This window comes from Lewinella sp. JB7, assembly GCF_024297185.1.
In the GTDB taxonomy this organism is placed as follows: Bacteria; Bacteroidota; Bacteroidia; order Chitinophagales; family Saprospiraceae; genus Neolewinella.
The window spans coordinates 52,932-79,035 of sequence record NZ_JANCTD010000009.1; the positions used below are offsets into that span (position 1 = coordinate 52,932).

At 56.6% G+C, this 26,104-nt stretch carries 20 protein-coding genes; 16 read left to right on the forward strand and 4 right to left on the reverse strand.

Annotated elements, in window-relative coordinates:
• Nucleotides 1-57: 57 nt before the first annotated feature.
• Nucleotides 58-828 carry a TSUP family transporter gene (locus NMA52_RS15600; RefSeq protein ID WP_254828631.1) on the reverse strand — a complete coding sequence of 257 codons (771 nt, stop codon included), beginning with the start codon at nt 826-828 and terminating at the stop codon, nt 58-60.
• Complete coding sequence (locus NMA52_RS15605; RefSeq protein WP_254828632.1) at nt 825-1,559, reverse strand: RDD family protein; 735 nt, start codon at nt 1,557-1,559, stop codon at nt 825-827. Before NMA52_RS15605 ends, NMA52_RS15600 begins: the two co-directional genes overlap by 4 nt.
• 112 nt (nt 1,560-1,671) lie before the next feature.
• On the opposite strand from NMA52_RS15605, the gene NMA52_RS15610 reads away from it, so the two are divergent.
• The 5 genes from NMA52_RS15610 to NMA52_RS15630 all read left to right on the forward strand — a co-directional run bounded on the left by NMA52_RS15610 (nt 1,672) and on the right by NMA52_RS15630 (nt 9,018).
• Nucleotides 1,672-3,087 (forward strand): sensor histidine kinase KdpD, encoded by a 1,416-nt coding sequence (locus NMA52_RS15610; protein WP_254828633.1) that lies wholly within the window; start codon nt 1,672-1,674, stop codon nt 3,085-3,087.
• Between the two features lie 36 nt (nt 3,088-3,123).
• Nucleotides 3,124-3,861 (forward strand): response regulator transcription factor, encoded by a 738-nt coding sequence (locus tag NMA52_RS15615; protein ID WP_254828634.1) that lies wholly within the window; start codon nt 3,124-3,126, stop codon nt 3,859-3,861.
• A 287-nt stretch (nt 3,862-4,148) separates the two neighbouring features.
• Nucleotides 4,149-5,507 carry a D-alanyl-D-alanine carboxypeptidase/D-alanyl-D-alanine-endopeptidase gene (locus NMA52_RS15620; RefSeq protein ID WP_254828635.1) on the forward strand — a complete coding sequence of 453 codons (1,359 nt, stop codon included), beginning with the start codon at nt 4,149-4,151 and terminating at the stop codon, nt 5,505-5,507.
• A gap of 60 nt (nt 5,508-5,567) precedes the next feature.
• On the forward strand, nt 5,568-7,439 hold the full coding sequence (locus NMA52_RS15625; protein WP_254828636.1) for an ABC-F family ATP-binding cassette domain-containing protein: 1,872 nt from the start codon (nt 5,568-5,570) through the stop codon (nt 7,437-7,439).
• A 451-nt stretch (nt 7,440-7,890) separates the two neighbouring features.
• On the forward strand, nt 7,891-9,018 hold the full coding sequence (locus NMA52_RS15630) for a COX15/CtaA family protein (RefSeq protein WP_254828637.1): 1,128 nt from the start codon (nt 7,891-7,893) through the stop codon (nt 9,016-9,018).
• 19 nt (nt 9,019-9,037) lie between these two features.
• On the opposite strand, the gene NMA52_RS15635 is transcribed toward NMA52_RS15630, so the two are convergent.
• Nucleotides 9,038-9,421 carry a hypothetical protein gene (locus NMA52_RS15635; protein ID WP_254828638.1) on the reverse strand — a complete coding sequence of 128 codons (384 nt, stop codon included), beginning with the start codon at nt 9,419-9,421 and terminating at the stop codon, nt 9,038-9,040.
• 142 nt (nt 9,422-9,563) lie between these two features.
• On the opposite strand from NMA52_RS15635, the gene NMA52_RS15640 reads away from it, so the two are divergent.
• Entirely contained in the window at nt 9,564-10,631 is a 1,068-nt protein-coding gene (locus NMA52_RS15640; RefSeq protein ID WP_371930980.1) for an NRAMP family divalent metal transporter, read from the forward strand.
• Here the strand turns inward: NMA52_RS15640 and NMA52_RS15645 are convergent, their stop codons facing one another.
• Nucleotides 10,632-11,546, reverse strand: coding sequence for a PAS domain S-box protein (locus NMA52_RS15645; RefSeq protein WP_256534328.1), 915 nt, complete (start codon nt 11,544-11,546; stop codon nt 10,632-10,634). It lies immediately after the preceding gene.
• 266 nt (nt 11,547-11,812) lie between these two features.
• Here NMA52_RS15645 and NMA52_RS15650 point away from each other — a divergent pair, with 266 nt between their 5' ends.
• The 10 genes from NMA52_RS15650 to NMA52_RS15695 all read left to right on the forward strand — a co-directional run bounded on the left by NMA52_RS15650 (nt 11,813) and on the right by NMA52_RS15695 (nt 26,076).
• The gene (locus NMA52_RS15650) at nt 11,813-15,145 is read left to right on the forward strand and encodes a DUF4175 family protein (protein ID WP_254828640.1); all 3,333 of its coding nucleotides are present in this window, start codon (nt 11,813-11,815) and stop codon (nt 15,143-15,145) included.
• 99 nt (nt 15,146-15,244) lie between these two features.
• Nucleotides 15,245-15,631: an ATP-binding protein gene (locus NMA52_RS15655; protein WP_254828641.1), complete on the forward strand. Its 387-nt coding sequence runs from the start codon at nt 15,245-15,247 to the stop codon at nt 15,629-15,631.
• Nucleotides 15,535-16,089, forward strand: a complete 555-nt coding sequence (ybeY, locus tag NMA52_RS15660; protein WP_254828642.1) for an rRNA maturation RNase YbeY — start codon at nt 15,535-15,537, stop codon at nt 16,087-16,089. The genes NMA52_RS15655 and ybeY overlap by 97 nt, the downstream gene beginning before the upstream one ends.
• An 83-nt stretch (nt 16,090-16,172) precedes the next feature.
• Entirely contained in the window at nt 16,173-18,629 is a 2,457-nt protein-coding gene (thrA, locus tag NMA52_RS15665; protein ID WP_254828643.1) for a bifunctional aspartate kinase/homoserine dehydrogenase I, read from the forward strand.
• A gap of 6 nt (nt 18,630-18,635) precedes the next feature.
• Nucleotides 18,636-19,583 (forward strand): homoserine kinase, encoded by a 948-nt coding sequence (locus NMA52_RS15670; RefSeq protein ID WP_254828644.1) that lies wholly within the window; start codon nt 18,636-18,638, stop codon nt 19,581-19,583.
• A 33-nt stretch (nt 19,584-19,616) separates the two neighbouring features.
• Nucleotides 19,617-20,948, forward strand: a complete 1,332-nt coding sequence (gene thrC, locus NMA52_RS15675; RefSeq protein ID WP_254828645.1) for a threonine synthase — start codon at nt 19,617-19,619, stop codon at nt 20,946-20,948.
• Between the two features lie 223 nt (nt 20,949-21,171).
• Entirely contained in the window at nt 21,172-23,520 is a 2,349-nt protein-coding gene (locus NMA52_RS15680; RefSeq protein ID WP_254828646.1) for a M1 family metallopeptidase, read from the forward strand.
• Between the two features lie 9 nt (nt 23,521-23,529).
• Nucleotides 23,530-24,639 carry a diphosphomevalonate/mevalonate 3,5-bisphosphate decarboxylase family protein gene (locus NMA52_RS15685; RefSeq protein WP_254828647.1) on the forward strand — a complete coding sequence of 370 codons (1,110 nt, stop codon included), beginning with the start codon at nt 23,530-23,532 and terminating at the stop codon, nt 24,637-24,639.
• A 37-nt stretch (nt 24,640-24,676) separates the two neighbouring features.
• Entirely contained in the window at nt 24,677-25,189 is a 513-nt protein-coding gene (locus tag NMA52_RS15690; protein ID WP_254828648.1) for a rhodanese-like domain-containing protein, read from the forward strand.
• Nucleotides 25,190-25,191: 2 nt separating this feature from the next.
• Nucleotides 25,192-26,076 (forward strand): purine-nucleoside phosphorylase, encoded by an 885-nt coding sequence (locus NMA52_RS15695; RefSeq protein ID WP_254828649.1) that lies wholly within the window; start codon nt 25,192-25,194, stop codon nt 26,074-26,076.
• Nucleotides 26,077-26,104: the final 28 nt, after the last annotated feature.

The following is a 26,104-nucleotide window of genomic DNA, read 5'->3' on the forward strand; positions in this document are numbered from 1 at the left end:
GTGTTTCGACACTCACCCGTTTTTCCGGGCGGGCGGGGCCGCGGGAGCAACGTACGTTCAGAAGGGCCAAAACGCTTTGGTGATAGCCCCAATGATCACGATCACCAGTAAGCGATACGCCCACACCCCCGCTCGTGGGTCGTTCGCCGCGTAGCGGGCCGTGAGGTAGCCACCTATCGTCTGCCCGACCGCCATGAGCAGCCCCATGGGCCAGTCAATAAGGTCACGCCACGCAAAGATAGCAACCGCGAGAAGGGTATATAGGGAGACGACGATGCCCTTAACGACGTTCGCCTGAATTATTTCATATTTAGCCACCAGTACCATCAGGGCCAGGAAGAAGATGCCCATTCCCATCTGAATGAACCCGCCGTATATCCCCAGGGCAAAAAAGGCCGGAATCATGATCCAGAGCGATAGCTGCTTGCCCGGGTTTCCGGTGGAGATCCACCGTTTCGGGTTGACTACCACCACCACCAGCATCAGGACCAGCAAGTAGCGAAAGACGGTGCGGTAGGTAGCATTATCCATTACGAGACTCAGGTACACGCCTACCACCGCCCCCAGGCTGCTGATCGCTACGATCCGCCACATCTCCCGCCGCTGTCGCGGCGGCAGCTTAAGTCGGCCGGCACGCTGGAAAGCCCAGGTGCCCGCAATACTCTGGGTAGCCACCCCGATCCGGTTGGTAGCATTGGCCACGTCAGCGGGTAGGCCCAGTACCTCCATCAGGATGGTCAGCGTAATGGCCGAACCATTCCCCGAAAGCGTATTGATGCCGCCGGCCAGAAAGGCGCCTACCAGGGCGATGGTATAGTCGACGATCACCGGGTCAGGACGATGTAGTCCAGTAGGAGGGTTTCCAGAAACCGCTCGCTGGAATCACCGCGCTCCGTGCGGCGCACATCCAGCAAACCGGCCAGACGGTCGGCGAGCAACTCCAGCGCGCCCCGGTGCGCTTCGTTGGGATAGCGGCGGTAGCGGAACAGACTTTGCTTAACCACCAGCATGTCCTCCTCCGATAATCGTTGCACCGCCGGAAAGCTGGGCCGGTGTTCATCCCGTTGCCGGATCTGTCGAATCTCCGCCAGGCTAACGGTTTCGCGATTATGGGTCTGAATGACGACGGTGCGCGCCACCAGGTCACCCAACCGCTGTCGGTGCCGCCCCAGTACGATAGAGAGGATGGCCGCCATACCGAAGGTGAATACGACGTCGGGCAGCAGGAAGACCGCGCGGATCAGAAAATCGGCCGGCGTGGGATCCCGCCCGTCGGGCCGAATTACCCGTAACCGCAGAAGCCACTTGCCCGGCGTTTGTCCCCGACCGAGCATTTCCCAGCCGAAGAAATATCCGAGTAGCCAGAAGAGGGGAACCAGGCGGAAGACCACGGCTCCGTCGATTCCTACCCGGTACTGGTCGAGTACGTACAAGACGAATACGTACACCCCCGTCACAATCAGCAGATCGACGCAAAAAGCGCCGATGCGTGCCCCTACCGTTGCCGTCTGGTAGTCGATGCGAACGTTATGCGCGGTATGTACGGAGACGGTTGCCATAGCGGACCCCAAAGTTACTAAACCTTTAAAGGCCAATTGCCGATACACCCCATACTTCGCCGGGCCGTTGTAGATTGGACGTGCCGCCCCCCCCGGCCTACCCCTTTCTCCCATGAGTAAACAGTCTATCTATCTGATCGTCGGTCTTATTCTTACGTCCATCGTAGGGCTGATCATCCTGCAACTTCAGCTTATCCAGACCGGACTCGAAGTAAACAAGGAGAGGTACGACCGCGCCGTACAGAGCGTACTCAAGCAGGTTGCCGATGAAGTGGAGGACGTCGAGGAGGATGAGATCCGCCTCACCCTCAACAACGGCTACGCGGGCGGCGTGCCGGATGCCATGTACGGCGAACTGGTCATCGGCGACCGGTCGGCCGGTTTACTTTCCACGGGCACCATCCGCATCAGTCCCAACTCCTTCCGGCTGCGGGCACAGTTTGCCTCCCGTAATCTGGAGGAACGGATCGACCGCGAATCCATTCACAAGAAACTGACCAAGGAGCTCCGAAACGCGGGTATTGCCGAAGAACTGGAATACGGAATCTACGATACCCGGCAGCAGCGCTTCATTTCCCGTAACGGTCGCCTGCTGTCCCCCGCGGGTTCCGACACGAGCCGTCACCTCGACCTGATGCGCGGCGATTACGTTGTGAGCCTGTTCGACAACGATCCCTCCGCCCCCGGAGAGATACGGGCCTATAGCCCGGATAAGAACAGCGTCGTCTTCAGTTCTCTGTACGGCAATTTCGCGGCCAGCGTCGTCTTCGTCCTCATCATTCTCGGTTGTTTCGTGTACACGATCTACGTGATTCTGCGCCAGAAGAAGGTTTCGGAGATGAAGACCGACTTCATCAATAATATGACGCACGAGTTTAAGACCCCCATTGCCACCATATCCCTGGCTACGGATAGCATCGTGAGTCCGCGGGTAAGCAACGACGCCACCAAGGTGATGCGATTCGCCCGCATCATCAAGCAGGAAAATAAGCGCATGAACGATCAGGTGGAAAAAGTGCTGCAAATGGCCAAGCTCGATAAGTCGCGCCTCAATCTCAACCTGACGGCCGTTGATTTGCATGCCGTTATCCAGAGTGCCGTGGAGTATATCTGCCTGCAGGTGGAACCCCGCGGGGGTACGGTGACCACCGACCTGAGTGCCGATCCTTACGTCGTGGAGGGGGATCTGACCCACCTTTCCAGCCTGGTCAATAATTTATTGGATAACGCGAATAAGTACTCTCCGGAAGCGCCGCGCATCATTGTAAGTACCAGAAACGTCGCTAAGGGTGTGCAGATTTCCGTTACGGATCACGGATTGGGAATGACCCGGGAAGCACGAAAAAACATTTTTGACCGTTTCTACCGGGTACACACCGGCGATCGTCATGACGTTAAGGGCTTCGGTCTCGGACTATCTTACGTAAAAACAATTACCGAAGTACACAATGGCAGCATCGAGGTCAGGAGCGAACTCGGAAAGGGTAGTAGCTTTATCGTCACCTTTCCCTACCGGCAACCCGACTGATGCCGCCGTCGTCTTACCGCTAAACCGCACCTAATTATGAGTGATTTAAACCCTACCGAAGCAAAAATTCTGCTGGTTGAAGACGACCAGAACTTTGGCGATGTACTGCGCTCCTTCCTCGAAGTGCACGATTACGACGTTACCCTGGCCGTCGACGGCGTTGCCGGCCTGGAAGCCTACCGAACCGGTAAGTGGGACCTCTGCATTTTTGACGTTATGATGCCCCGACTGAGTGGTTTCGAACTGGCCAAGAAGGTGCGGGAGACTGACTCGCAAACGCCCATCATTTTCCTGACGGCGAAGGCCATGAAGGACGACGTGCTCAACGGCTTCGAACTCGGTGCCGACGATTACATCACCAAGCCCTTCAACAGTGAGGAATTGCTGGCCCGCATCAACGTAATCCTACGACGCAGCCAGGTAGCCGCCGATCCGAAGGAAGAGCAGACGGACTTCGATTTCGGTCAGTTTCATTTCAACTTTCCCCTGCGTATCCTTACCCACACCGACGATAAGGGGGAGGTGTCGAAGGAAAAACTCAGCCCGAAGGAGGCCCAGTTGCTCAAGCTCTTTGCTATTCACAAGAATAACATCCTGAGCCGCAGCGAAGCCCTGACTAAGATTTGGGGAGAAGACAACTACTTCACCGCCCGCTCGATGGATGTTTTCGTCACCAAACTGCGCAAGTACCTGAAACCGGACCCCGCCATTGAGATCGTAAACATTCACGGAAACGGTTTTCAACTGTTGGTCAGCAGCGAGCAGGAAGGATAAGCTTCCGGCCGCTGTTAAAATCCATTTCTCCGATACAATGGACTTTCAACGGGCAGTTTTTTAGTCAACCCCGCGCGGCATAATGCCGGCCATCGGGTGCACCGAACACCACCTCAGCAGACTCATCAGATAATGGACGGCAATTCCTGCCGTTATAAGATTTAGTTTTTGGGATTATAATTTTCCGGCCGAAGCCTCGCGCTTCGGCCTTTTTTATGCTTACCGCCGAGAACAGCTGCCCTCTCTCCGTCGTTAACCCCCTCTGCAAGGTACAATACGGAATACATATGCGAGAAAATTACCTGCTATCATTTTTCGCTATTCGGTGGCTCTCCGTTCTGTGCTGTACCTGTGCGTTATCGGCCGTATCCTACGGACAATCCGCGACGACCTTCCGCCAACTAATCGACCTGAATCCCGTCTTCGCGAATGCACATACCGGCTTTACCCTGTACGATGTTGCCGGGGATACCCTACTCTACGAATACAATGCCGAGCGGTACTTCGTGCCCGCCAGCAACCTCAAGTTGCTCACCTTCTACGTATCCCACAGGATCCTGGGAAACCGGATGCCCGCAGTATACTATCGCCGCACGGAAGGACGAACCGACGTATGGGGTACGGGCTACCCCCTACTGCTGCACCCGGAATTCGGTGACTACGACGAACTTCATCCCTGGTTAACGGCCCAGCGTGGTCCCCTTATCCTTCACTTTCCGGCTGCCTATGAGCCCCCCCGTTACGGAGCCGGCTGGAGCTGGGACGATTTCAGCTACGGCTACGTTTACGAACGTTCCTCCTTTCCGGTGTACGGCAACCGTCTGTATCTGAATCTTACCCCCCTAGATGCATTTGGTGAGCGAGAGCTTTACGGTTCCCCGCCGGAGGTAGCCACGACCCTGGTGCAGGACAGCCGCCAGGACCGCAGCATCACGCGCCGGGAGGGCAGCAACCAGTTCACGGTAGGGACCTCCTTTTACCATCCCGACAACTTTCCGCTGCAACGGGCGCTCTCCCTTACCCCCGCCTACACTACGGATCTCGTAGGTCAGGCCTTTCCGCAACAGATCGTACGGATGGGCGACCGGCCGCTCCCCCCACGTGGCGAGTATGAACGCCTTGACGTTTCGCTCCCCGATACTGTCTACCGCAAACTGTTGCTGGACAGCGACAATTACCTCGCCGAACAACTGCTCATTCAGTGCGCCGCCGCCCGGTACGGAGTCTCGGATGAAGAACGTATCCTCGATTTCGCGACCGATACCCTCTTTGCCGAACTCGACCTGGGCCGCATGCGCTATGCTGACGGCAGCGGACTGAGCCGGTACAGCCTGGTACAACCCCGCCAACTCGCCCGGATAATTCTGGCTCTGCACCGTGAGGTAGGTCGGGAACGCTTGCTGACCCTCCTCCCCGCCGGGGGCCTCAATGGTACGCTGAAACGGCGGTTCGACAACCGGCCGGAAACCTACGTATGGGCGAAAACCGGATCCCTGAGCGGCGTTGTTTGCGTAAGCGGGCTGGTCCGAACCCGGACGGGGCGGTGGCTCGCCTTCAGCTTCATGCACAACAACGTGGTGAGCGGATCCACGGCCTACTACCGGGAGATGGAACGGATACTGGGGTGGACCTACGACCACCTGTAACTACGGAGACGTACCGACGGCGGCAATATCCGCATCTTTGCGCCCCTAAACGAAGCGATTATGGTATACCTGGAGTTGACGCAGGTTTCTAAGATATACGGGGAGAAGGTCCTCTTCGACCGGGTAGACCTCCAGGTGGCGCAGAACACCAAGGTAGCCCTGGTAGCCAAGAACGGGACGGGTAAGTCGACCCTGCTGCGCGTCGCCGCCGGCATCGATCTTCCCGAAGGCGTCGGATCGGAAGTGTACGTCCATAAGGATGCCCGCATGGCTTACCTCCCGCAGGAGCCCGACTTCGGAGCCAACGACTCCGTTATGGACGCGGTGTTCGATAGTGACAACGCAATGGTTCGTGCCGTTCGCGATTACGAAGAAGCCCTGTCCCGACCGGAATCGCCCCAACTGCTGCAACAAGCGCTCGGACGCATGGACGAGTTGCAGGCCTGGGATATCGAAGCCCGCATCAAGGAAGTCCTGAGTAAGCTCAACATCGAAGACGTCAACCAACGGGTGAGTACCCTCTCCGGTGGCCAGCGCAAACGGGTGGCCCTGGCCAAGCTCATCATTGACGAGCCCGACCTGATCATCATGGACGAACCCACCAACCACCTCGATCTCGATATGATCGAGTGGCTGGAAGAGTGGCTGCAGTCACCCAACCTGACGCTGCTGATGGTTACCCACGATCGCTACTTCCTCGAGCGGGTGTGCAATCGGATCATCGAGTTGGACAACGGAAACATCTATCACTACACCGGAAACTACTCCGATTTTCTCAACAAGAAGGCCAGCCGGGAGGAAACCGAGAGCGCGGAACTGGATAAGGACCGCAAACGCATGAAGCAGGAACTCGAGTGGGTACGGCGCATGCCCAGTGGCCGGGGTACCAAGGCCAAGAGTCGACTTTCCGCCTTCAGCGAACTCAAGAATAAGGTCGGCGGATTCCGGAAGGAGGAGGAGCTTACCATCGAAATCAAGGGACAGCGACTGGGGAGTAAGATCCTGGAGGCCCATAACATCAGCAAATCCTACGGAGACCGGCAACTGGTCAAGGGATTTAGCTACAAATTCCAGAAAGGGGAACGGGCCGGTATCGTCGGCCGTAACGGCGCGGGTAAATCGACACTGCTCCATATGCTCACCAAGGAGTTGGAACCCGATACGGGAAAGGTGGTGCACGGCAGCAACACGCACTTCGGTTACTACACCCAGGACGGAATCAACCTAGCGCAGGATATGCGGGTCATCGACGTGATTCGCGAGATTGCCGAATTCATTCCCCTGGAAAAGGGACTGAAGCTTACCGCCCGTGGCCTGCTGGAACGCTTCATGTTCAGCAGCAAGCAGCAGCAGGTGTACGTCAGTCAGCTCAGTGGAGGGGAGAAGCGGCGCCTCTACCTGCTGACCATCCTGATGAAGAACCCCAACTTCCTCATTCTCGACGAACCTACTAACGATCTGGACATCATGACCCTGAACGTACTGGAGGATTTCCTGATGGATTTCCCCGGTTGCGTGCTGATCGTGAGTCACGATCGCTTTTTCCTCGACAAACTCGCCCACCACCTCTTCATCTTCGAGGGCGACGGAAAAATTCGTGACTGGAACGGACTCTACACCGAGTACCGGGAACACGTAAAGGAAGAAAGCCAGTCACGGCCGGCTCCTCCGTCCACCAACACCGCACCCGCGGCCCCGCCGAAAAATTCCACTCCGGACGCACCGCTGACGCAAGAACAGCGTAAGGCCATCCGGCGGGTGGAGGGTCAGATCGGTAAGCTGGAAGAACGCAAGAAAGGGATCAACGAGCAGTTCGGAAACGCCGCCGCGCTCAGTCCGGAACGCATCGCCGAGCTGGGACGGGAGCTGGCCGAAGTTAATGAAGCCATCGAGGAAAAGGAGCTTGAGTGGATGGAGCTGGTGGGCGAATAGTTATGCACACCCCAGGATTATCCATACGTAAAGTCCCTGTGCGGCAAACAGTTGGAATAACGGCTTTTCCAGCCCCCGGTAGTGGAAAACGGTGGATAACCGGGCGGTTTTCCACAGGATGGTGGGGAATGGCTTCCGAAACGGGTGGTTTATCCACATTTCCACAGCTCCTAACATTCGTACTCCACGCTCTTTCGACCGTTTGGCGGCCGGAATCCCCAGCGGGGTGTAAAAAAGTTATCCCTGACGCCGTGGCGGCACCGAATGTGGAGGAATCCTCCATCCCTTTGATTTCGGGAGTGTTAGCCGGGGAGAAAGTTGTGGATAAGTGGTCGGCAGCGGTGGAAACCGAACTGCGCAAGTTCGCGGCCGATTTATTCTCCCGCTTTCCACACCCCTAATAACGATAAAGGGATTTGAAATTTTAAAAAAGATAATAACTATTAAGGTGATGGGAAAAACCGCAAACGCCGCCGACTTCCGCAACACCCGTCGCGGAAAGACCTATGCCCGGGCGGTGAGGGTCTGGCTGATCATCGGATTGGTCATGGTCCTCGGGCAGATCGTGATCGGCGGGATCACGCGGCTGACGGAATCGGGCCTTTCGATCACCGAATGGAAGCCCCTGAGCGGGGCTATGCCGCCCCTGAACGATACCGACTGGACGGTGGAGTTCCGGAAGTACCAAGCTTCGCCCCAGTACGCTAAGATCTTCGCGGACATCTCCCTGGCCGACTTCAAGTTTATCTACTTCTGGGAATGGTTCCACCGGCAGTGGGCCCGTACCATGGGACTCGTCTTCATCATCGGCTTCGTGGTGTTCTGGCGAAAGCGTTACCTCGACCCGCCCCTGATGCGCCGGTTGGGCATCGTGGTACTGCTGGCGGCCCTGGCGGCGAGTTTCGGGTGGATCATGGTGGCCAGCGGGCTGATCGACCGACCGTGGGTCAATGCCTATAAGCTGACCATCCACCTGGCCCTGGGTATTTCCCTCTTTGCCTACTTGCTGTGGATAACTCTGAAGGTTTTACAGCCTCGCCTCGTCGGTTTTCCACATTCTTCCGTGGAGAAGCTCCTTTGGCCCCTGAATATTCTCCTCATCGTACAGCTTCTGTTGGGGGGCGTGATGAGTGGTGCGAAGGCTGCCCTGCCCTACCCCACCTGGCCGGATATGAACGGGAAATTCATTCCCACCGTGCTCAAGGACGGCAGTGCGTGGACGGTGGAAAACCTCGTTCGCTACGAGGACAGTCTGTTCCAGCCGGCGCTCTTCCAGCTCATGCACCGGATGACCGCTTATGCCCTGATAATCATGGCTTTATACTTCGTATACCGCTGTTCCCGACACATCGCTTCCCGGCCACTTTCCCGGGCGAATACCCTGTTGATAAGCCTGTTGATAACTCAGGTAGCCCTTGGGATAGCGACGGTGGTGTCCAGCATCGGGCAGGTACCCGTCGGACTGGGGGTCGCCCACCAGTTCACGGCAATCGCGGCCGTCTCCGTTGTCGTATACATCAACTACCTGTTCCACCCGGGAAGCAGTTTACGGCCTGTGGAAAAGATGGTGGAGAACTAAGTCTTAAAATATTTGGACCCTATTTAATGGACGGGGGGTGGTCGTTCCAGGCGGCGCGGCGGCGCCCGAGGTACTGGCCGGTGAGAAAGATGGCCAGCAGGAAGTGGAGCAGCGCCGCACGCTGGTCGGGATTGTAGATCGTCTGCACCAGAATCATCAGGTAATGGTAGATGCTGAGGCTAAGGGTGAGCAAAAGAAATACGGCGTCTTGCGTGCGGCGGAGATAGGCGTAGAGGGAGAGGCCGGCGAGGAAGAGGGCCGACAGCCCGTACATTTTCGTCAGCAGATCGTAACTCGGGCCTTCGGAAGTGCCGAAACCCGGCACGAGATCACCCGCCTGGGGATAAAACAGGAACAGCAGGCCGACGACGGCCTCGATCAGGGTATGGAGCAGCAGGATCATAGTTGGGCAACCCGCGCGGCGCGACTTCGGTTTTTTTCTTCGTAAACTGAGGTCCAAATAAGCAAGCCTTATCGCTACTTCATCCTGGAGCCGCGCGCTCGTCTGGTCGCTCATCGCGGCCGCTTTCATCGGTCCCGGTACCATCGCTACCGCCGCCCGGGCCGGGGTTCTCAATGGCTACGGTTACCTACCGATCGTAGCCGTAGCCGCCCTGGCCGGCTACGTGTTCATGGAGATGACGGCCCGCCTGACGATCGTGAGCCAGCGGACCCTGGGGGAGATACTGCGCGACCGCGGAGGTCGCCTCGTGCCCCCCCTTACCTTCGCCGCGGTCCTCTTCGGCTGCATGGCGTACCAGGCCGGTAATCTTCTCGGAGCTCTGGGTGGACTGCAGTTATTATTTCCCGCGCTGCACTGGTGGCTGCTGCCCCTGGCCGGGGCGGTCACCGCGCTCTTATGGTCGGGCAGTACCGCGCGTATCGGACGTGTCATGACCTACGTCGTGGCGGGGATGGGGCTGCTGTTTTTGGTTGCCGCCATCCGGGTCATCTTCGGGGGCGGCGGGGTGGATACGTCTGCGGCCGGCGTGGATCCGGCGGTGCTCTTCGGGTTGATCGGAACGACCATCGTACCGTACAACTTCTTTCTCGCGGCCGGACTGGGCAGTGGTGCGGGACTGGCGGATATGCGGCGCGGCCTGGGCCTTTCCTTTATTATCGGTATGCTCATCACGGCGGCCATCCTGGTGGTCGGTTCGGTCGCTATCACCTTCGTTTCTTTTTCCGATCTGGCGGACACCCTGGAGGGCATTCTGGGATCCTACGGTCGTCTGGCCCTCGGTACGGGCCTCTTCGCGGCGGGCTTCAGCAGCGCGGCGACCGCTCCCCTGGCCGCGGCGGTGGCGGGTCGCGAGCTACTCGGTATAGACGGGGGAAGCCAGCAATTCCGGGGCATCTGGTTGCTGGTGTTGCTGACCGGTCTCGGAGTGGCGCTGCTTCAGCTGGACATCATCGGGGTGATCGTGATTGCTCAGGTCATTAACGGCCTGCTGCTGCCCTTCATCGCCGTGGTGGTCTTCGTACTGGCCAACCGCCGGTCCCTGATGGGTGAGCACGTCAACCGGTGGTGGCAGAACGTGCTGGCCGGTCTGGTGCTCCTATTCATCTGCTACAAAGCCGGTGAACTCATGTGGAACCTGATCGTGCAGTGATCAGCGATTCGTGTAATCCTCCCGGTGGATATTGAGCTTCTTCATGCGGGCGAAGAGGGTCTTGCCGTTGATGTCGAGCAATTTGCCGGCCCCGTTGGGGCCGGTTACCCTACCGTTGGTGTACCGCAGGGCACGAATGATGTGTTGGCGCTGATTTTCCTCGAGGCTTACCATGCGCTCCTTTTCGGATTCATCGATGACTTCGTAGCAACCCCGGATACCGGTGACGTTGCCCCCCCGGAGTACGGACCACATGGTGACGCGCATGAGGGACTGCCGGCCGGCGGCCGTAGATAATACGAAGTTTTCTTCCAGCCGGTGGTAGCCACGGGCCAGATCGACCATGTGGGCGTTCCACTTGGCGGTATGTTCCCGGGAGAGGCGATCAACGATGGCGGCCGGCTTCAGGGTTTCCGGATCCTTGGTCCCCATGATGGCCAGGAGGTTGTCGCTGGCCAGGATGCTTTGATCCTGCAGATTATAGTCAAAGCTGCCGATCCGCTGGGAGTGCTCGACCATTTCGAGCATCTGCCGGTAGCGGGCACTGCTCTGTGCGTCCTTAACCAGGCTGCAAATTAGCTGTTCACTCGTTTCGGTGACGATGTGGGGTACGCTGCGGATTACGACCGGATACCGCGTACCGCTACAATTCTCGTGGTAGGTATAGATTTCGTCGCTACCGTTGGTGATGGTGCGCCGGCAGTGGCTGTCCCATACTTCCTGGGAATAATTCGGGGAGTAGTCGGCGATCCTTTTCTGGATCAGATCGGCAAAATCGTAACCAAGCTTCTGACAGGCCGAAGAATTGGCGTAACGCATCTGCCCTTCGAGATTAGCACACAACAGGTCGGAATTTCCGTTGCCTACCACCCTGTCCGCAAGCGCTAAAATTTGTGGTGGGGTGAGGGGGTACATAAATTCAGGATTGTTGTTTACCACCGTCCGTCGTACGGGAAAGCGAAGTGATCCACCAAAGGCTGTTACCTAACTAATGAAGGATCAAACGACGGCAGGCGGCTATATGTTTGAGTGTCTTAACCTACCACAAATATATGTGTTTCGACATTTTTATGGTTACGTTAGGATAATTCAATAGGAGAACGATCGTAGGCGTTATACTGTGACCCGCTGGTCGTCATGAATTTCGTATTTTGGACATCCGCGGCCACAATTTCCCGCTTATGGCTACCCACAACAACTACGACTTGCTTCTCGGCAAACTGGACGAGTTCATTCGAAAGTATTACATCAATAGTGCGATCCGGGGGCTACTGTACGCTACGGGCCTCATTTTGTTGTCGTTTTTGGTGATCAGCCTTCTGGAATCGCAGTTCTACTTCGGGGGGGGGACCCGAAAATTGTTGTGGTACGGTTTCCTGGTGGTCAGTCTGCTGGCGGTGGGCGCCTGGATCCTTCTCCCCCTCGGCCGCTACTTCCGGCTGGGGTCGACCATCAGTCACGAACGAGCCGCGGAAATTATCGGACGGCACTTTGGCAATGTGAAGGACAAACTCCTGAATGTGCTGCAACTGCGGCGGCAGGCGGGAAGCGGCGGCGACAACGCTCTCCTTCTGGCCTCGATCGATCAGAAATCGGCGGAAATCAGCCCCGTCCCCTTTCGTACGGCCATCGACCTTACGCAGAACCGACGCTACCTCAAGTATGCCTTGCCGCCGCTGCTCATACTTTTAGTCATTCTGTTCGCGGCGCCCAGCCTAATCAAGGACAGTACCGACCGGCTGATCCGCAATTCCGAGCACTTCGAACGCCCCGCCCCCTTTACTTTTCGGGTACCCGGGGACTTGGAGGTGGTGCAGTTCGATAATTTTCCCCTGACCGTGACGATCGAGGGCGATGTGCTTCCGGCCGAGGCATACATCGAAGTAGAGGGTTACCGCTACCGCCTGAACCGCGAAAACGGCAAAACCTTCACCTACGATTTCAATAACGTTCGGGAAGATACCCCCTTCCGCCTGTCGGCCGGCGAGGTGACCAGCACCGATCATACCCTGCGGATCCTTCCCAAACCCAGCATTGCCGGATTCACCGTCCATGCGGAATACCCCGGCTATCTCGGTCGCCGCGACGAGGATCTCTCCAACATCGGGGACCTCACCGTTCCGGTCGGTACCCGACTCCGCTGGTCTTTCGATACCGAGAATACCGATAACATCAACCTGCGCTTCGCCAGCGAGGACACCACGGGACGCTTGCGCCGCGACGGGACCGATCTGTACAGTTTTGATCGCCGGATACTGCGCAACGACCGCTACACTCTGTACGTCGGTAATAGCCGACTTCCCCTGGGTGACTCCGTTACCTACGCCCTGTCCGTAATCCCGGACCAGTATCCACAAATTAGCGTGGAATCCTTCCGGGACAGTACGGAGGCGCAACTGACATTCTTTGTCGGGGAGGCTTCGGATGACCACGGCATCCGGAAGATCGACTTCGTGTACCGTCGCCTGCGGCAGGGGGGAGAGAGCGAGGAGCAGCGCCTGGCCGTCGTCGGTAGTGGATCGGCCGGTAAGCAGATCCGTTACGATCACGTCTTTGACCTGAAAACGGATGTCGAACTCGAACCCGGCGACGAACTGACCTACTACTTCGAGGTATTCGACAACGACGGCGTGAACGGAAGCAAGAGCGCAAAAACACCCGTTATGGTCTACCGGGAACCCACCCGCGAGGAGATGGAGGCCCGGGCGGAAAGCAACGACAACAAGGTTAAGGATCAGCTGAGACAGGCGCTCGACGCGACGCGTGATCTGCAGGACGACACGAAGCGCCTGCGGGAGAAGATGTTGCAGGAGAAGGACGTAGACTGGAAACTGAAGAAGGAGGTGGAAAAACTTGCCGAGCGTCAACGGGAGATCCAGCAAAAGATCGAGGAAGCAAAGCAGGCCTTCGAGGAAAATCAGCAGAACGAAAGCCAGGAGAACGAGCAGGTGCGCCAGAAGGAGCAGAAGCTTCAGGAGATGTTCGAAAAATCGGTCTCGGAGGAACTCCAACAGCTGATGGCGGAAATTCAGCAGTTGATGGAAGAGCTCAATAAGGACCAGACGCTGGAAAAGATGGAGGAAATGGAACTCTCCGACGAAGAAGCCGAAGCCAAGCTGGAACGTATGCTCGAACTGTTCAAACAGCTCGAGGTGGAAAAAGACATGCAGGACGCCATCGAGAAACTCGAAGAACTGGCCCAGGAACAGGAAAAGCTCGCCGAGGAAACGGAAGAAGGGGAAAAGTCCACCGAAGAGCTCCAACAGGAACAACAGCAACTGCAGGAAGATTTCGAAAAACTGCAGGAGAAACTCGACCAGGCCGAGCAGAAGAATGAGGCGCTGGAGCGACCCATGCCGCTAGACACCAAGCAGGAAGAACAGGAAGAGGTCCAACAAGACATGCAGGACGCTCAGCAGAAGATGCAGGAGCAAAAACCCAGTGATGCCGCCAAGAAGCAGCAGGATGCCAGCCAAAAGATGAAAAAGATGGCGCAGCAAATGGAGGAAAACATGCAGAGCATGCAGATGGAATCCAATAAGGAAGATATGGCCGCCATCCGCCAGCTCCTGGAAAACCTCGTGGATTTAAGTTTCGACCAGGAAGCCACTATGGACGAGCTTAACCAAACCACCATCAATACTCCCCGCTACGTGGAACTCGTCCAGCAGCAGTTCCAGATCAACGGCGACTTCGAACTCGTCCAGGATTCCCTTCAGGCCCTGGCCAAGCGGAATTTTCAGATCGAAACCTTCGTGACCGAGAAAGTCACCGAAATCAAGGGCAATCTTTCGGGGACCGTCACCGAACTGGAAGAACGCCGTACCCCCCAGGCCGCCAACCTGCAGCAGCGGGCCATGACCGGGCTCAACGATCTCGCTCTCATGTTGAGTGAGAGCATGGAACAGATGCAACAACAGATGGCCGGCCAGATGCAGGGGCAGCAGCAGTGCCAGAACCCCCAGAATACGGGGCAGGGTAAGGAGGGCGGTAAACCAAGCGAAAATCCCGGCAGCGACGGTCAGAAGAGCATCGGACAGGAGATGCGGGAGATGAAAGAGGGCCTCCAGAAGGGCGAAGGCGGTACCAGTAAGGAATTCGCGGAACTCGCCGCACGCCAGGCTGCCCTACGGCGCGCGCTGGAAGAAAAACAAAAGGAACTCCAGCAGGGCGGGGAGGGCAAGAACGGTCAGCTGCAGGAACTCATCGACGAGATGAACGCCGCCGAGGAAGATCTGGTCAATAAGCGCCTGACCAATGAGTCACTCATGCGGCAACAGGACATCCTTACCCGAATGCTGGAACACGAGCGCGCCGAACGGGAACAGAAGATGGACGAGCAGCGTAAGTCGGAAACGGCCGAGCAGCAGCGGCGCGAACTTCCCCCGAATTTAGAGGAATACATCAGGCAGCGCCGCGCCGAAGTAGAACGTTTTCGACGCGTGACCCCCCAACTCAAACCGTATTACCAGGGCCTGGTCAACGAGTACTTCCGGTCCCTGGGCGCGGAATGAGGCGCCCCCAATTTTCTGCCCCTCAGATCATTGTGAACTATATTGCGGGGCCGTGATGTTATATTTTGGCAGTCTTAGTTAAGCCACCAACCACCGTATATGCTCACACTCGCGTCGGATCCCAGTAATATTACCAAGGTGGAGCAGCTCGTGAAGAAACTTGCCTCCCGCTACCACCTGAATCAAGAGAAACACGATAATCTGCTCATCAGCCTTACCGAAGCCGTAAGCAACGCGATTATTCACGGCAATAAACAGGACCGGTCCAAGACCGTCAGCATCCGTTGTGCTCAGGTCACCGACGGACTCACCATTCGCGTTTCCGACCAGGGCGGCGGGTTCAACTTCCGTAGCCTCCCCGACCCTACCTGTCCGGAGCGCATCTGTGAGTGCGGCGGCCGGGGCGTTTTCCTGATGCACCAACTCTGCGATCGTATGCGGTACACCAACGGCGGATCCACCGTCGAAATGCGCTTCCGACTCTGAGTCCCCAGTCATCGATCGAGTTCCACGCGGAAGGTGGCCGACTGCCCGCTCATCCCCTCCCCGATCTTACCGCCTGGATTCACAAAGTTATCGATCAGCGCGGCGGACGAGCCGGCGAGATCAACTACATTTTTTGTTCTGACGACTACCTGCATCAGGTCAATCTGGATTATCTCCAACACGACACGCTGACCGATATCATCACCTTTCCCTACGGCGAATTTCCCGAGATAACGGGAGATATCTTTATATCCACCGATCGCGTGGCCGATAATGCCGTCGATTTCGGGGAATCCTATACCGACGAACTTCACCGCGTGATGATTCACGGTATCCTGCACCTGTGCGGACAGGCCGACAAGTCCGCGCGGGAGGCTGCGGCAATGCGCTCCCTCGAACAGTGGGCGCTTTCCCTTCGTCCGACGCACCTGATTCGGGCGGGCACGCAGGAGCAATGATTGGGTGCCGACAATCGTAAAACCACCCTTCATACGGTAATCGATTCGCTCGGTAAGCCATGTAAAAATGGCATCTTTACCCTATGAAAGTGCTTAAATTCGGTGGTTCCTCCGTCGGACATCCTGACCGCATTCGCGGTATCGTGGATATACTCAAGAAATACTACGCCTCCGGCGATCACTTTACCGTCGTGTTCTCCGCCTTCGGCGGCGTGACCGACAGCCTCATCGAGATGAGTACACTCGCCGCCCAGGGAGAGGATCGCTACGGGCAACTCTTCGATGCCTTTGCCGATCGCCACCAAGAGGCTATTGAGAGCCTGTTGACCAACGATGCACTCCGTCGGGAAACCGCCCAGCAAATGCGCCGCTCCCACGAGGTGCTCAAGAACCTACTTTACGGCATTTTTTTGGTCCGTGAGGCTTCTCCCCGTACCATGGATTACGTCCTGAGCTTCGGGGAACGTTCTTCGGCGTACATCATTTCCCAGAAGTTGGTGGAAGCCGGGGTGCCAGCGGAGTTTCTGGATGCCCGCCGCATCATCAAGACGGACAAGACCTTCGGAAACGGCAAGGTCAATTTTGAGAAGACTTACCAGAAAATCCGTGAACTTTATTCGGAACACCCTAAGGTTCAGGTAGTTACCGGGTTTATATCCTCCGCGAAGGGAGGGCTGACAACGACGCTCGGGCGGGGTGGTTCAGACTATACCGCTTCCCTCATCGCCGCCGGTTTAGATGCTGATTCCATTGAAATATGGACCGACGTCAGTGGGGTACTGACCGCGGATCCCCGTAGAGTGAAAAAGGCATTTACCATTCCTAAGATGACGTATGCCGAGGCCATGGAAATGTCTCACTTCGGTGCCAAGGTCATTTATCCCCCTACGCTGATGCCCGCGCTGCAGAAGCGTATTCCCCTATACATCAAGAATACTTTCGAGCCGGAGTTCGAAGGCACTAAAGTCAGTGAGGAAAGTAATCCCGAGGGAGCCGCCGTACGGGGCATCAGTTCCATCAACAACGTAGCGCTCTGCACCGTGTCGGGTACCGGTATGTTTGGGGTCCCCGGAATTGCCGGTCGCATCTTCGGCTCACTCGCTACGGCGGGGATTAACGTAATTCTCATTACCCAGGGGTCGAGTGAGCATGCCATCAGTTTTGCCGTACAGCCCAATGCCGCGGATGCCGCTAAGGCCGCCGTGGAGGAGGCATTCACCTTCGAGATCGAACGGGGAGTGGTCAATGCCGTGAAGGTAGAGCGGGAACTGAGCGTAGTAGCCATTATCGGGGAGAACATGCGCTACCAGCCGGGAATCTCCGGACGACTATTCCGGGCCCTCGGAAAGAACGGCATCAACGCGGTAGCCATCGCTCAGGGGTCGAGCGAGTTGAACGTATCCGTAGTGATCGCTAAGGAAGACGAAACTAAGGCCCTGAATTCCCTGCACGAAGCCTTCTTCCTCTCCGACCATAAGACGCTTCACCTCTTTATCGTCGGCGTAGGACTTATCGGCGGTACCCTACTCGGCCAGATCAGGGAGCAGAACGAATACTTACGGGAACGTCGGGGCATGGAAGTTAAGGTCGTCGGCTTAGCTAACTCCAAAAAAATGCTTTTTGACGCTGATGGCATCGACCTGGAGAACTGGCGCGCTACCCTGGAGAATGCCGAGACGGAAATCGATCTGGCCGTTTTTGTCGGGCGCATGCGCGACCTCAATCTGAGCAATAGCATCTTCGTAGATAATACCGCGAATAGTAAGATTGCTTCTTACTACGAGACTATCCTTGACGAGAGCATTAGTATATCTACGCCGAACAAGATCGCGACCTCTTCCGGATACCTCCAGTACCAGCGACTCAAAAACATCGCCGACAAACGGGGCGTCCAGTTTCGGTACGAGACCAATGTCGGTGCGGGCCTTCCCGTCATTTCTACCCTACGTGACCTCATCGATAGCGGTGATCGCATCAATAAGATCGAGGGCGTACTCAGTGGTTCGCTGAGCTTTATCTTCAACAGCATGAATGGATCACGGCCCTTCGCCGAGATCGTGCGGGAGGCTCGCGAGAAAGGGTTTACGGAACCGGATCCGCGGGTAGATTTGTCCGGTAAAGATGTCGCCCGCAAGATTCTCATCCTCGCCCGGGAAACCGGCGTGGCGCTGGACGCGGAAGACATCACGCTGAACGGATTCCTGCCGGACGGAGCGATGGAAGCCAGGTCCGTAGACGACTTTTTTGGAGTGCTCGAATCCGAGGCGGCTTACTTCGACGGCCTGTACCGACAGGCGGATCAGGAGGGCAAGGTCCTACGCATGGTGGCGACACTGGAGGGGGAAAAAGCTTCGGTGGGCATCCAGGCCGTCGGCACGGATAATCCCTTCTTTACCCTAAGTGGCAGCGATAATATGATCGTATTCTATACGGATCGCTACAGCAGTCGGCCACTGGTCGTTCGCGGCCCCGGCGCCGGAGCGGAGGTCACGGCCGCCGGCGTATTCGCGGAAATCATTCAGATCGGAACCCTAAGCTAAGTGAGTATGCGGGAAGTTAGAGTATTTGCTCCGGCGACGGTAGCCAACGTAGCGGTGGGATTTGATATCCTCGGTTTTGCCATCAACCGGCCGGGAGACGAGATCGTCGCCCGCCTGAACGACTCCTTCAGTGGGGTACGCATCGTGGCCATTACCGGTACGGGCGATAAGGTATTGCCGATGGAAGTCGAGAAAAACACGGCTGGTATGGCGGCACTACGCCTACTGCAGCACCTAGGACAGGAAGATCGGGGTATCGAGCTCGAAATCCACAAGAAAATGCCCTTTGGTTCGGGATTGGGTTCCTCGGCGGCGAGTGCGGCCGGGGCTACGGTAGCCGTTAATGAGCTACTGGGTGCCCCACTTACCCGGGAGTCCCTGCTTTACTTTACGGTACTGGGTGAGGAAGTTGCCGACGGTAGCTTTCACGCCGATAACGTGGCGCCCTGCCTGGTGGGGGGAATTACGCTGATCAGATCGAGTGATTCACTAGACGTCCACCACCTTCCCGTACCCGCTAATCTGCACGTGGCCGTGGTTCATCCCGAAATTGAGATACTTACCCGGGATGCCCGCGCGGTGCTCAGCGATACCGTACCGCTGAAAACGGCTATTCAGCAGATGGGGAGTCTGGCAAGCTTCATCACCGCGCTCTACACCAACGATCTCCCCTTACTCGGGCGCTCGCTGAAGGATCACATCATCGAGCCGCAACGTAAGAAGCTGATTACCGGTTTTGACCAGGTGCAGGCCGCCGCGCTTCAACGGGGTGCCCTGGGATGTAGCATCAGTGGTGCCGGACCTAGCGTATTTGCTCTGTGCGACAGCGGCTATCTAGCGCAGGCGGCCGGGCAGGCCATGCAGTCCGTGTTTCAGGATTACGATATTGAAAGTCAACTGTACGTTTCGCCCATCAACCAGCGGGGAGTGGAAGTACTGGAGATCGTCGAATAGGGCTACCCAGCTTGTACCGCTAAATTTTGTGCCATGAAGTTCTATAGTACCAATGATGCAAGCCATAAGGTAGGTATCCGGGAAGCCATCTTTCGCGGACTACCCGCCGATAATGGCCTGTACATGCCCGAGCGCATAACACCCCTTCCGGAATCCTTCTTCCGGGAGTTGTCGTCACTTTCCTTTGCCGACATCGGATTTCGGATTGCCCGTCAACTACTCGGTCAAGAAATACCGGACGAGGATCTGCGGACGATTGTCGATGAAGCCATCAACTTTCCCGCCCCGGTGGTAAAGTTGGACGAGGAGAAGTACGTACTGGAGCTCTTTCACGGACCTTCCCTGGCATTTAAGGACTTTGGGGCCAGATTTATGTCGCGGCTTATGGCGTACTACAATCAGGATAGCGAGAACGACCTCATTATTCTGGTTGCTACCTCCGGGGATACCGGCGGGGCCGTCGCGGCCGGATTTTACGATACCCCCGGCATTCAGGTGGTGATCCTCTATCCGAGCGGTAAAGTGAGCGATCTGCAGGAGAAGCAACTGACGACCCTGGGAAAAAATATTCATGCGCTGGAAGTCGCGGGCACCTTCGACGACTGCCAGGCCATCGTGAAGCAAGCCTTCGTGGATCAGGACTTACGCTCCCAGCTTCGCCTGAGTTCAGCCAACAGCATCAACATATCCCGGCTAATTCCTCAGACCTTCTACTACTTTGAGGCGTACAAACAGGTCGGCCCGGGTCAACCGATTGTCTTCTGCGTACCCAGCGGCAATTTTGGTAACCTGACGGCAGGTCTCATCGCCCAACGCTTAGGTCTTCCCGTACACCACTTTATCGCGGCTACGAACGACAACGACGTCGTCCCTCAATTCCTCGAGCGGGGGGAATACCTGACAAAACCCTCGGTTCCCACTCTCTCCAATGCTATGGATGTGGGGGCACCCAGCAATTTTGCCCGGATGACCAACCTGCACGATCACGTGATGGGACTAGATCACCCCGGGAAGGAAACACACGAAGCTATGCGCCGGGGGATTTCCGGCTACAGCTTTTCGGACGATACAACGGAAGCGGCCGTTCGGGAAGTAGAGCAGCGGTACGGGTACGTCATTGACCCCCACGGCGCAGTGGGTTATCTGGCACTTAAGCGGTGGCAAAAGGACCATCCGGGTACCCGTGGCATCATTTTGGAAACTGCTCATCCCAGCAAATTCAAGCCGGACGTGGAGCGGATTCTCGGTCATTCCATTGACGTTCCGGAACGTCTTGCCCGCTTAGCACAGCAAGAAAAGGTTGCTACAGCGGTTGGTACCGATTACGCCACTGTACGTGCTTACTTGCTAGATAAATTTCGCTAAGACACAAATGTTCCACGTGGAACATGCGATTTACCGCTGCTAAATAATTATGTGCAGTAATGAAATGTTCCACGTGGAACATTCGAAAGGGTGGGTACCGATTACCGTGGCTATCCCCACTTTTACGTGGCTCCTGCGTTCCCGCCCGACACTAAAAGTAGTTGCGTAGACAAGGAATGCGTCGCGAATTAATATCTTAGCGAAAAGTAACAAACCCAGCCAAATGAAAAATATACTCCTCGTGTGGGTGTGCCTGTGTGTGGCGTATCCCCTCTTTGCTCAGCAGGATAATACCCAAAATCCTTTCCGGCAGTTGGGGACCGAACTCCCCACACCAAATGTCTACCGTAATGCGGCCGGCGCACCGGGGCACATGTACTGGCAGCAACAGGCGGACTATTCGATGGATATTCGGCTGGACGACGAGCAACAGCGGATATACGGTACGGAGAAAATCACTTACCACAATAACTCTCCTGACCCCCTGAACTACCTCTGGATCCAGTTGGATCAGAACGTCCGCGCGGTAGACTCAGATACGTATAAGACGTCAACTAACGAACTCGGGGAGCGAATGACCCTGAGTCAACTGTCGCGGTTGGAGCCGGCCTTTCCCGGTGGATTCAACATCGACCACGTAAAGGACGGTAGCGGTAAGGATATGAGCTACTTTATCCAGAAAACGATGATGCGGGTTGAATTGCCGCAGGTGCTCGAACCCGGCTCGACGACCGAACTGGAGATAAAGTTTTGGTACAACATCAATAACCGGATGACTGACGGCGGCGGTCGGTCCGGTTCGGAATACTTCGGGGAAGATGATAACTACCTGTACACCATCGCTCAGTTCTACCCCCGCATGGCGCTCTACACCGATAACAACGGTTGGCAGAACAAGCAATTCCTGGGCCGGGGGGAGTTTGCCCTTACGTTCGGCGATTACGACGTCAAGATTACCGTACCGGCCGATCACTTGGTCGCGGCTACCGGTACGTTGCAGAATGATGGCGACGTACTGACCCGTGAACAACGTAACCGGCTGGAGCGTGCCCGGAAAGAACGCGTGCAACCCGTCATCATCGCTACCCAGGCGGAAGCCATCGAACGGGAAAAGACCAAGGTGAAAAAGGAAAAGACATGGCACTTCAAGGCCGAGAACGTGCGGGACTTTGCCTTCGCCAGCTCCCGTAAATTCATCTGGGATGCCATGGGTGTCGAACAGGAAGACGGTAGCGTGGTCATGGCCATGTCGATGTACCCGAAGGAGGGCAACCCCCTGTGGGAGCGCTTCTCTACTAAGGCGGTAGCCCATACCCTGAAGTGGTACACCCACTACTCTTTCGATTATCCTTATCCCGTAGCCTGGTCGATCAACGCCGCGGAGATCGGCATGGAGTATCCCATGATCTGCTTCAATTTCGGACGCACGGAATCTGACGGGACGTACAGCGATCGTACGAAGTACGGAATGATCGGTGTAATCATTCACGAAGTAGGCCACAACTACTTCCCCATGATCGTCAACAGCGACGAGCGGCAGTGGACCTGGATGGATGAGGGTCTGAATACCTTCCTGCAGTACCTGGCCGAACAACAGTGGGAGCGCGATTATCCCAGTCGCCGTGGACCCGCCAATAAGATTGTCGATTACATGAAGGGCGACAAGCAGTATATCTCGCCCATTATGACGAACTCGGAGTCCATCTGGCAATTCGGCAACAACGCTTACGGTAAGCCCGCTACGGCCCTGAACATCCTGCGGGAAACCGTCATGGGTCGCGAGCAATTCGACTATGCCTTTAAGACGTACGCTAACCGCTGGAAATTTAAGCACCCCGCCCCCGCCGATCTCTTCCGCACTATGGAGGATGCTTCGGCCATTGACCTCGACTGGTTCTGGCGGGGTTGGTTCTACACGGTCGATCACGTAGATATTGCCCTGACTTCCGTACGTCCCTTCCGCATCAATACCATGGATCCCGTGTCCGAGAACACGCAACTGCGGAAGGAGCGGGACGAAGCTCCCCGCAACATCAGCAGCATTCGCAATGAGGAGGCCATCAGCCAGACGTACGATGAGATCGATACCACCCTGCGGGATTACTACACGGATTACGACCCCCTGGAGTCTACCATCCTCGATCAGCGGGAATACGAGCAGTACCTGGCGAATCTGAGTCCGGAGGAGCGCGCAACGCTCGAGGCCGATAAGTACTACTACGAATTGACCTTCGAGAACATCGGTGGTTTGGTCATGCCGATCATCCTGGAATTTACCTTCGCCGATGGATCAACCCAGGTAGAGAAGATTCCCGCCGAAATCTGGCGTATGGGGACTAATGAAGTTACCAAAGTGTTCCCCTTCACGAAAGAGGTTACTTCGGTGGTGCTGGACCCCTTCCTGGAAACGGCGGATACGGATACCAGCAATAACTACTATCCTTCCCGCACCTCGGTGAACCGGTTTGACCTCTACCAGCGCAGAAGCCGGGGAGAAAGCGAGAACCCCATGCAGCGTGACCAGCGGGCCCGTAGTATGGAGCAGCGCACCGAAACCGGTTCTCAACGGTAACTTGCATCCATGAATTACGACAGTCCCTCCCTCACCGTGGTCAGCACGGAGGTGGAACCCGGCGCGATCCGCTGGCGTAGCCCGTCCAATATTGCCCTGGTGAAGTACTGGGGAAAACACGGCGACCAGCTCCCGCGGAATGCATCGGTCAGTTTTACCCTCGACGGAGCAGCAACGGATACGACCCTGCACTATTCCGCCCGGAAGGCGGCGGGTGAAGGTGTGGAGGTGGAGCTGTACTTTCACGGCACAATGAAACCGGACTTCACCGCCCGGACGAAGAAGTACCTCGAACGGCTACTGCCGATCTACCCTTTCCTGCAACAACTATCGCTGCGGATCGAGACCAGTAATAGTTTTCCCCATTCCGCCGGGATTGCCAGTTCCGCATCGGGAATGAGTGCACTGGCGCTTTGCTTGGTAAGTCTGGAAGAGCAACTCTTCGGAACGATGACGGACCGGGATGCCTTCCTTCGTAAGGCCAGCTACCTGGCTCGGCTCGGTTCGGGCAGCGCGAGTCGATCCGTGTACGGTACGGCGGCTCTGTGGGGCGCCGTTAGCGAAGTGGAGTTCAGTAGTGATGAGTATGCACTGCCGGTCGCGGATCGTATCCATCCCGTGTTTCAAACTTACCACGACGACATCCTGCTGATATCGAAGACGGAAAAGTCGGTGAGTAGTCGGGCGGGTCACGGGTTGATGGATCTGAATCCGTACGCCGGGGCACGCTATGCTCAGGCCAACCGAAGGGTGGTGACCATGTTGGATATTTTACGTCGGGGCGACACCGAAAATTTTGGGGAACTCCTTGAGAGTGAGGCACTTACACTCCATGCCTTGATGATGAGTAGCCATCCGTATTACACGCTGATCGAGCCCAATACCCTGCACGTCATCCGTACGTTGCAGCAATTTCGGCGGGAGACGGGGCATCCGGTGCACTTCACCCTCGATGCGGGTCCGAACGTACATCTGCTGTATCCGGATACGGTGGCTTCGGAAGTCCGAAATTTTATCCGTGAGCATTTGCTGTACTTCTGCGAGGATAAGATGTACCTGGCCGATCGGGTGGGAAAAGGCCCCCAGCAACTGCCGGTAAACGAAACGAGTAGTGACTGATCGGTGTTACTCAACCGTGAAGCGATACCTTAAACTCATGATTTGGTCGGTGGGGCTCCTGCTGGCCAATGGCTGTCGACTCGGAAGCCAGGACATACCACCGCGGCTACAGACCTCCTACCCTCCCCTCAACGATCGGCTGGCTAAAATGGTCACCGCGGATTCACTGGCAATCAGTGCTACCGAGGCTTACCATCTTCCCCGTGCCGTGTACGTTGATGCCCGGGAGCAGGTGGAATACGACGTGAGCCATCTTCCGGGAGCCCTGCACCTGGGATTTGACGATCCCGATTACCGGGCACTCGATGCGCTCGATCGTCGTACGCCGCTGGTGATCTACTGTACCGTCGGTTACCGGAGCGAGCGGATGGCGGATGAGCTCCGGGGGCGCGGGTTTACGCGCGTGTACAACCTATACGGTAGCCTGTACGCCTGGAAGTTGGCCGGCTATCCGGTGGTGGACGCCGCGGGGCCCACCGACCGCATTCATACCTATAACCGAAAATGGGGTGCATACTTCCCCGATAGCCTAGCTACTAAAGTTTACTAAACATGACCCTCTACCAGCAAATTCAGGAGTGCGTTTCCTTCATCAAGCAACGGGCTAAGACCCAGCCCCGGATCGGGATCATCCTCGGGACCGGACTAAGCACTCTGGTAGAAGAAATCGAGGTGGAGCGGGAATTCGTGTACGGGCTCCTCCCCTATTTTTCGGTATCGACCGTCGCTACTCACCGCGGTAAGCTCGTGCTCGGTAAGTTGCGCGGCATCCCCGTCGTCGCCATGGCCGGTCGCCTGCATTACTACGAAGGTTACAGTATGCAGCAGCTAACCTTTCCGGTCCGGGTGCTCAAGGCCCTGGGGATTGAACACCTGTTGATCTCTAATGCGTCGGGTAGCGTAAATCCGGATATTTGCGCCGGAGACGTGGTATTCATTCGCGACCACATCAACATGCAGCCGGATAATCCGCTGCGGGGACATAACGACGACCGGCTCGGTCCCCGGTTCCCCGACATGCTACACACCTACGATCGTGCTCTGAACGCTCGTGCGATCAAACTGGCTAAGCGCCACGGACTCAATGCGCACGAGGGAGTTTACCTGGCGCTGGCGGGACCGAACCTGGAGACGCCCGCGGAGTACCGGATGGCAAACATCATCGGTGCGGATCTGATCGGCATGTCTACGGTACCGGAGGTCCTCGTAGCCCGGCATGCGGACCTGCCGGTGTTCGTCGCTTCCGTAGTGAGTAATAAGTGTTTTCCCATTGCCGACATTCAACCGACGACCGTAGAGGACGTCATCGCCACCGTACAGGCGGTGGAACCTAAGTTGCGGTTATTGATCGGGGATATGGTCGAAGAATTGGCCGAAGTGGTGGAAGAAGCCAACGGATCGGCGAACAGTGGTTTAAGCGCTAAAAAAAACGAGTAAATGGGCAACTAACCTAGGTGGTCGCGCC

Coding starts and splice junctions, on each gene's coding strand:
- NMA52_RS15605 (WP_254828632.1), bottom strand. CDS start 1,559: ATGGCAACCGTCTCCGTACATACCGCGCATAACGTTCGCATCGACTAC.
- NMA52_RS15610 (WP_254828633.1), top strand. CDS start 1,672: ATGAGTAAACAGTCTATCTATCTGATCGTCGGTCTTATTCTTACGTCC.
- NMA52_RS15615 (WP_254828634.1), top strand. CDS start 3,124: ATGAGTGATTTAAACCCTACCGAAGCAAAAATTCTGCTGGTTGAAGAC.
- NMA52_RS15620 (WP_254828635.1), top strand. CDS start 4,149: ATGCGAGAAAATTACCTGCTATCATTTTTCGCTATTCGGTGGCTCTCC.
- NMA52_RS15625 (WP_254828636.1), top strand. CDS start 5,568: ATGGTATACCTGGAGTTGACGCAGGTTTCTAAGATATACGGGGAGAAG.
- NMA52_RS15630 (WP_254828637.1), top strand. CDS start 7,891: ATGGGAAAAACCGCAAACGCCGCCGACTTCCGCAACACCCGTCGCGGA.
- NMA52_RS15635 (WP_254828638.1), bottom strand. CDS start 9,421: ATGATCCTGCTGCTCCATACCCTGATCGAGGCCGTCGTCGGCCTGCTG.
- NMA52_RS15645 (WP_256534328.1), bottom strand. CDS start 11,546: ATGTACCCCCTCACCCCACCACAAATTTTAGCGCTTGCGGACAGGGTG.
- NMA52_RS15650 (WP_254828640.1), top strand. CDS start 11,813: ATGGCTACCCACAACAACTACGACTTGCTTCTCGGCAAACTGGACGAG.
- NMA52_RS15655 (WP_254828641.1), top strand. CDS start 15,245: ATGCTCACACTCGCGTCGGATCCCAGTAATATTACCAAGGTGGAGCAG.
- thrA (WP_254828643.1), top strand. CDS start 16,173: ATGAAAGTGCTTAAATTCGGTGGTTCCTCCGTCGGACATCCTGACCGC.
- NMA52_RS15670 (WP_254828644.1), top strand. CDS start 18,636: ATGCGGGAAGTTAGAGTATTTGCTCCGGCGACGGTAGCCAACGTAGCG.
- thrC (WP_254828645.1), top strand. CDS start 19,617: ATGAAGTTCTATAGTACCAATGATGCAAGCCATAAGGTAGGTATCCGG.
- NMA52_RS15680 (WP_254828646.1), top strand. CDS start 21,172: ATGAAAAATATACTCCTCGTGTGGGTGTGCCTGTGTGTGGCGTATCCC.
- NMA52_RS15685 (WP_254828647.1), top strand. CDS start 23,530: ATGAATTACGACAGTCCCTCCCTCACCGTGGTCAGCACGGAGGTGGAA.
- NMA52_RS15690 (WP_254828648.1), top strand. CDS start 24,677: ATGATTTGGTCGGTGGGGCTCCTGCTGGCCAATGGCTGTCGACTCGGA.
- NMA52_RS15695 (WP_254828649.1), top strand. CDS start 25,192: ATGACCCTCTACCAGCAAATTCAGGAGTGCGTTTCCTTCATCAAGCAA.